General features: G+C 42.3%; 3 protein-coding genes and 1 tRNA gene. All 4 read left to right on the top strand.

The window, feature by feature from the left end:
- Positions 1-147 precede the first annotated feature (147 nt).
- The 4 genes from CSC79_RS17035 to CSC79_RS17020 all read left to right on the top strand — a co-directional run bounded on the left by CSC79_RS17035 (position 148) and on the right by CSC79_RS17020 (position 6,223).
- A tRNA-Phe gene (locus CSC79_RS17035) sits at positions 148-223 on the top strand.
- Between the two features lie 314 nt (positions 224-537).
- Positions 538-1,947, top strand: a complete 1,410-nt coding sequence (locus CSC79_RS17030; protein ID WP_099296945.1) for a TolC family protein — start codon at positions 538-540, stop codon at positions 1,945-1,947.
- Positions 1,944-3,143, top strand: coding sequence for an efflux RND transporter periplasmic adaptor subunit (locus CSC79_RS17025; protein WP_099296944.1), 1,200 nt, complete (start codon positions 1,944-1,946; stop codon positions 3,141-3,143). The genes CSC79_RS17030 and CSC79_RS17025 overlap by 4 nt, the downstream gene beginning before the upstream one ends.
- Positions 3,140-6,223 carry an efflux RND transporter permease subunit gene (locus tag CSC79_RS17020; RefSeq protein ID WP_099296943.1) on the top strand — a complete coding sequence of 1,028 codons (3,084 nt, stop codon included), beginning with the start codon at positions 3,140-3,142 and terminating at the stop codon, positions 6,221-6,223. The genes CSC79_RS17025 and CSC79_RS17020 overlap by 4 nt, the downstream gene beginning before the upstream one ends.
- The last annotated feature ends 40 nt before the right edge of the window (positions 6,224-6,263 follow it).

Below are 6,263 nucleotides of genomic sequence, written 5' to 3'. Positions count from 1 at the left end.
TTAGTCGGCACCATTTATTTCGATAATTTGAACAGAGCAACTGACTTGTAATCAGTAATTCATTTAAGTTATCCGTTCGGCTCGGTTAGTCGGCACCATTTATTTAGTTATCTGTTCAATTGAACATTTAACAAGCACTGTTTAAGTGCCTCGATAGCTCAGTTGGTAGAGCAGAGGATTGAAAATCCTCGTGTCCCTGGTTCGATTCCGGGTCGAGGCACCATTTATATTAAAGCCCTGCATCCGCAGGGCTTTTTTTTATTATTTTAAATCCTCTGAGCTCTTCAATTCCCCCAAACTTCCAAGCACCTATTCTGATTATTGAAATTCAAATGTTCGAATAAACATCAGGGTTTTTCGTATTTATTGAGTTGGTAGATATATGTAAATTATTTTGTGATCAACATGTTAATTTTTGGCGTATTGATACAACTTATAATTATATCGCTAAATATGTAATGTTATGTAAAGTGAATTGAGCGATGCTCAATAAGCTGTTTGAATAACGCTCATAAATAGCATTAATCAGGTTTAAATATGATTTGGCAACATAAGCCATCTTTATTGGCGATAAGTATTATGCTGCTCAGTGGCTGTGCAAGTACTTTGAACCCGCAAGAACGAAAGCAAGTTCCCAATGAAATCCCAGTCCAGTGGCAACAAAAGGCCCTTGAGTCAGTTACTTCAGTGGATCATGCATGGTTTGATGATTTAGCAACGCCTGCTGTTGAGCAACTGGTTTTCAGTGCGCTTAAAAATAACCAGCAACTCATCCAAAGTCGTTATGATGTAGAAATACAAAAACAACAACTCATTGTTTCAGGATCTGCATTATGGCCGAGTTTGGATATATCCTCTCGCGTTGGTCGTAGTAAAGGGAACCGTCCTGTTAGTTACAATAATTCAAGCTCACTCACTTTGGAGCTTGGTTATGAGATTGATTTATGGGGTAAACTTTCTGACGCAAAACGCAGGGATAACCTCACTTACTTAGCTCAGCAAGCACGCTATGAGCAGCAGAAACAACAATTAGTTGCTGACGTTGTAATCAGCTGGTTCAATCTTATAAGTGCTGAGCAACTACTTGAGCTATTTAAACGTAGAGAAGCTAACACGCAACAGAATTTAGAAATTATTGAGTCCGGTTATCGTCAAGGTTTAAACCAAGCATTGGACGTGTACTTGGCGCGAAATGAGCTAAATAATGAGCGTTCACGTATTGCTACTCAACAGGCGAATTTAACTAAAGCTGCGCGTACACTCGAGCGCTTGCTTGGAGATTACCCGCGCGGAGCGCTTGAAGCAAATCAACAGTTGCCTGTTATCAAAGAGAATGTCCCTTTAGGTATACCTTCTGAACTAATCACTCGCAAGCCAGCATTACGGGCTAGTTGGTATCAATTGTTAGCTGCTGATGCCTCATTGGCTTATGCCCATAAGCAGCGCTTTCCAAGCTTAAATTTATCGGCAGGTGTGAGTGACAGCACAGACAGGGTAAGTGATTTATTTTCGCCATCTAGCCTAGCATGGTCATTAATCGGCGGCATTTCAGCGCCTATTTTTGCAGGCGGTCGATTAGAAGCTAACGAAGAAATAGCAAGGTTAAACACGCAAAAGCAAGAGCAAGCCTACCTTAATGCTTTATATGATGCTTTCGGCGGCGTTGAAAATGCCATTGCACAGCAACAGTCTTTACAAGCACGTTATCAAAGTACGTTACAAGCTCAAGAAAATGCACTGGCAGCAGAGCAATTATCATTTGAGCAATATCAAAGTGGCTTAGTGAGTTACACCACAGTATTAGACGCGCAAGCACGTTCGTTTGATGCTCAAAGCTCACTCATCGACATAAAAAACCAGTTATTAACCAATCGAATCAATTTACATGTTGCCCTAGGTGGCGATTTTGCAAAATCAAGATCCGCACAGGATGAGCAAGCATTATGAAAATCAATAAACAAAAAGTAATTATTCCAACCGTCATTATTATTGCGACTGTATTTTTAATTATGTTTATCAAAGGTAATCCACCTAAAGCATCTCGCTTTTCTGCGCCGCCGAAAGCCAAAATTAATGTTGCAGTAGAGCAGCTAAAACCAATTGATTATACGGTACAAATCGATAGTTTTGGCACTGTAAAGCCACGAACACAAAGTATGTTAGTGGCTCAGGTAGCGGGTCAAATAACAGCTATCAATGAGCAGTTTCGTGATGGGGGGTTCTTTAGTGAAGGTGATGTGCTATTGCAGTTAGATGACCGTGATTTAAAAGCGGAAGTTAAATCGGCTCAAGCAAACCTTCTTAATGCAGAGCAAAACTTGTTTGAAGAGCAAGCAAGAGGGCGTCAAGCCCTGACTGACTGGCAGCGTTTAGGGAATGAATCTGAGCCAAGTGTTTTAGTGCTTCGAAAGCCTCAACTAGCAGCCGCTCAAGCCCAGGTACTTTCTGCACAAGCACAGGTAGAAAAAGCGGAGCTTAACCTTGAGCGAACAAAAATAAAGGCACCATATGCGGGACGAGTTTTAAGCAGAACTGTCGATATTGGACAAGTCGTATCTAATAACATGCAGTTAGCCACTATATTTGCGACTGACAGTGTTGAAATCCGCTTACCATTAAAAAATAAAGATCTTCCTTTTATTAATCTACCAGAGCAATACACTGATGGGTCGACTAACGCACGTGGTTCAGCCGTTAACTTTACCTCTAATTTAATTGGCGAGCAAAAGTGGCAAGGTCAGCTTATTCGCACTGAAGGCGCAATCGATGAAAGCGCACAGCAGCTTTATGTTGTGGCTAAGATTAACGACCCTTACAAATCAACCAGTAACAATCAATACCCGGTAAAAATTGGGCAGTATGTAAAAGCTAAAATTGATGGCAAAGTGGCCGAGCAAGTCTTGGTCATTCCAAACAGCGCTATCTACCAAGGTACTTATGTGTATGTTGTTGAAAATGGTGTGCTACAACGTAAAGACATTGCTTTAGCATGGCAAAATGCACAGCAAGGTATTGTTAGTAAAGGGCTTAAAGCAGGTAATCAACTTGTTCTTACGCCGCTGGGTCAGGTAAGTTCAGGTACGCCTGTGCAAATCATTGGTGAGCAGACGAAGAAAGCTCAAAAACGAGGAGAACAGCCATGATAGCTTGGTTTACTCGTAACCATGTGGCTGCCAACTTATTACTGATAAGTATTGTGCTGGGTGGATTATTTAGCATATCGTCCAAGTTACCGCTGGAGGTATTCCCTTCATTTGTTTCTGATCGAATTAACATCAGTGTGAGCTTACGTGGCTCAACCCCAGAAGATGCTGAAAAAGGTGTCACGATACGCATAGAAGAGGCACTTCAGGATCTCGAAGGGATTAAACAAATATCGAGTCGTTCGTCTGAAGGCTCATCTCAAGTGAGTGTTGAGGTTGATACCGGCTATGACGAGCGCGAAATATTAGCGGATATTAAAAGCCGTGTAGATGCAATCAATACCTTTCCAGCGGATGCTGAAAAGCCAGTAATTGGTTTAATACAGCGAAAACGCGAAGTCATCGCAGTGACCGTTTCAAGTGATTACAACGAAAAAGAAACACTAGAATATGCCGAGCAAGTGCGCGACGATCTTTTGCGTATACCCGCCATTACACAGGTTGAATTAAGCGGTGTACGCAATTACGAACTCGCCATTGAAGTAAGCCAAGATACACTGCGCCAATATGATTTAACATTGGCACAAATCTCTAATGCCATTGCCAACTCCAGCTCTGATATCTCCGCTGGTAATTTAAAAACTGAGGGGGGAGATGTACTCATTCGTTCAAAAGGGCAGGCTTATCGTAAAGATGAATTTGCTAATATTGCCATCAAAAACCAAGCAGATGGTACGATTATTCGTCTAAGCGATATTGCAACTGTCAACGATGATTTTGAAGAAACCCCTGTACGAACACGTTTTAATGGTAAGCAGGCTGCGTTTATTGATGTGTATCGTATTGGCCCACAAAGCGCGATAGAAGTAGCCGATGCGGTTAAAAATTACATTACCAGCGAGCAAGCTAATTTACCGCAAGGGTTTTATTTAAGCTACTGGGATGATGATTCCGAAGTTGTTAAAAGCCGTATCGCTACCTTAACGAGTAATGCCTTGCAGGGCGGTATTTTGGTGCTGGGCTTACTGACTTTATTTTTAAGACCCGCGATTGCATTTTGGGTGTTTATTGGTATTCCAGTATCGTTTATGGGCGCATTTATGGCGATGGCTGCATTTGGCGTCACCATTAATGTAATCAGTTTATTTGGCTTTATTTTAGTGCTGGGGATTGTGGTGGACGACGCCATTGTCACCGGGGAGAACGTCTATACTCATTTAAAAACAGCTAAATCAGGAGAAGAAGCGGCCATTAAAGGGACTCAAGAAGTGGCAACGCCAGTGACATTTGGTGTGTTGACGACGGTTGCTGCATTTTTACCTCTGGGCTTTATTGAAGGAGCGCGAGGAGCTATTTTCGCCCAAATACCTGTAGTGGTTATTCCTGTTTTATTATTTTCTCTTATCGAGTCTAAATTCGTGTTACCCGCACATTTGAAATACATTAAATTGCGTCATCAAAAAGGTGAAGGCTCTAAGTTAGAGCGATTACAACAGCGATTTGCTGATGGGTTTGAGCACGCTATTTTAAAGTATTACCAGCCTGTACTTGGCCTAGCGCTGCGCAATAAACTGGCAACAGTCAGCTTGTTTATGGGGGTTTTCTTAATCATCCTAACCATGATCACCAGCGGGTGGACTAAGTTTATTTTCTTCCCGCGTATTCCTAGCGAAACTGTGCGGGTTAATTTAACCTTCCCAGCGGGTACACCGTTTGAAGTGACCAATAAATACATTATTGATATGTCAGACAAAGCCCGCGAGCTGCAAAGTAAATACCGAGATGACGAAACCGGTGAAAGTATTATTCTCAATATTTTAGCCAGCACTGGTGGCAGAGGCGGCGCAGCTAACTCAGGCAGTGTTCGTTTTGAAATCACTCCTGCTGAAAAGCGAGAGTCTGATATTGGCTCACGAGAGTTAGTAAAAGAGTGGCGGCAACTCATTGGGGTGATCCCAGGTGCCGAAAGCCTTACGTTTAGAGCTGAAATAGGCAGGAGCTCAAGCCCAATCGATATTCAATTATCGGGTAATTCTATCGCAACGTTGCAAACGGTGGCAGAGCAAATAAAGCAGCGGTTGGCAACGTACCCAAGTGTGTTTGATATCGCAGATAGTATGTCGGATGGTAAAGAAGAGCTGCAAATAGAGTTAACTGAGCAAGGTTTGGCACTGGGATTAAATAGGGTTGATGTATCAAGACAAGTGCGCAACTCATTTTTTGGTGTCCAAGTACAGCGCATTCAACGTGGCCGTGACGACGTCCGTGTAATGGTGCGTTTACCGATTGATGAAAGGCGCTCAGTGGCAGACTTAAAAGATATACTAATTCAAACCCCAAGTGGCGGGCGAGTGCCGTTATCGCATGTCGCGACTTTAGTGCCGGGTCAAAGCCCATCAACAATCAGTCGAATTGACCGTTATCGCACGCTCAATGTCTCAGCGGATGTAGAAAAAACCGACACTAACATGACAGTACTACAAGCGGATCTAAAAACCTATTTAGACGAGTTAGTACAGCAATACCCAGGTATCAGCCACTCTTTAGAGGGCGAAGCCAAAGAGCAGCGCGAATCGTTTGGTTCGTTACTTTGGGGCATGGTATTTGTATTCTTTGTTATTTATGGCTTGCTTGCGATCCCATTTAAGTCTTACTTACAACCATTAGTCGTCATGAGCATCATCCCATTTGGCATGATTGGCGCTGTCATCGGGCATTGGATCATGGGAATGGAGCTCACCATTATGAGCCTGCTCGGTATGCTGGCATTAATTGGTGTTGTGGTGAATGACTCCTTAGTATTGGTCGATTTCATTAATAAAAAACGTAATGAAGGGCTTGAGTTAATGGACGCTGTGAAAACAGCAGGTGTTGCACGCTTTCGTCCTGTCATGTTAACCAGTTTGACGACGTTTATCGGCTTAATGCCGTTACTGTTTGAAAAAGCTACTCAAGCACAGTTTTTAATACCGATGGCAGTAAGCCTTGGCTTTGGTATTATCTTTGCAACATTCATTACCTTGTTACTGGTGCCAGTAAATTATATGTTGATGGAACGCTTTCAAGGTTGGTTTAAGTAATTAGTAATCAATATTACGCAATAAAATAGACAAACAAAAA

The sequence above is a fragment of the Pseudoalteromonas sp. 3D05 genome (assembly GCF_002723455.1).
In the GTDB taxonomy this organism is placed as follows: domain Bacteria; phylum Pseudomonadota; class Gammaproteobacteria; order Enterobacterales; family Alteromonadaceae; genus Pseudoalteromonas.
Note: the sequence above shows the minus strand (reverse complement) of the source record. Positions and strands in the feature narration are given on the sequence as shown.